1 protein-coding gene and 1 pseudogene are annotated in these 987 nt (G+C 59.7%); both read right to left on the bottom strand.

Going from position 1 to position 987, the window contains the following annotated elements; genetic code table 11:
- Positions 1 to 536, bottom strand: a pseudogene (locus tag P775_RS15720) (transposase); the annotation flags it as partial.
- Positions 537 to 777: 241 nt separating this feature from the next.
- A partial coding sequence (locus P775_RS28115; RefSeq protein WP_180287464.1) for a hypothetical protein occupies positions 778 to 987 on the bottom strand: 210 nt, incomplete at its 5' end.

Raw genomic sequence — 987 nt, 5'->3', positions numbered from 1 at the left:
CTGACGCGCGGGCGACTGTAGGACGCGGTGATGCCCAGTTTCTCCATGGTGGTTTTCATCGTGGCAGCCTTCATAGGGCTGCCATTGTCGGCATGCAGGACGAGGGGGCGCGTGATGCAGCCCTCTACCAGGACAGCCTGCCGGATCAGATTGGACGCCATTTCCTCGCTCTCGCGCTCATGCACCTCCCAGCCGACAATCTTGCGGCTGAAGATATCCACGATCAGGTAGAGGTAAAAGAACATGCCCGCGACCGGCCCAAGCATCCAGGTGATATCCCAGGTCCAGACCTCGCAGGGTGCGCCGGCCTTGTAGCTCATGGGTGGTTTGCGCCGAACCGGAGGCTTTGCCCGGCCCCGGTGATGCTGTTGCCCATCGGCGCGCAGAATGCGGTAGAAGCTGGATTCCGAGGCCAGATACCGCCCCTGATCGGCCAGTTTTGGCACGATCTGGCTGGGCGGAAGGCTGGAGAATTGCTCGCAATTGCAGGCATCCAACACAGCAGCGCGTTCGCCCAGGCTCAGCTTGTTGGCCGGTTCAGGGACAATCATCTTGAGGCTATGAGTGCTGCTACGAGATTCCAACACGCTACGTAGCTGCAGTCGGTTTGCTCAGACTACACGACACTGGACGCATGTTGCGGATTTTGGGGCTGGTGCCGACCGGCGAGATGGATTCTGAACACGGACTCTTTCCCTGCAAGGAGTTCGTCCATGACCAGTTTTGCTCTCGCCGATCTACAGCAAGGTGTTAACCCCACATGTTCATCTGGGCAAGTCACGCGTGGAGACGCTCTGCCTGCTTGTGATTGGGATGATCAGCGCCCGCACCGTCAAGCTGACCCATAGTGCTGCAGAGCGACCGGATCGCGCCAAGGTTGCGCCAGCCTGCCGCCGCCTGCAGCGGTTCTTCCAACAGGTGATCCGGCCCGATGATTGGAGTGTCGGCATCGTCATGGCGCTGATCGGAAATCCAGATCGTTGGTAT

This window comes from Puniceibacterium antarcticum, assembly GCF_002760615.1.
Lineage (GTDB): Bacteria > Pseudomonadota > Alphaproteobacteria > Rhodobacterales > Rhodobacteraceae > Puniceibacterium > Puniceibacterium antarcticum.
Note: the sequence above shows the minus strand (reverse complement) of the source record. Positions and strands in the feature narration are given on the sequence as shown.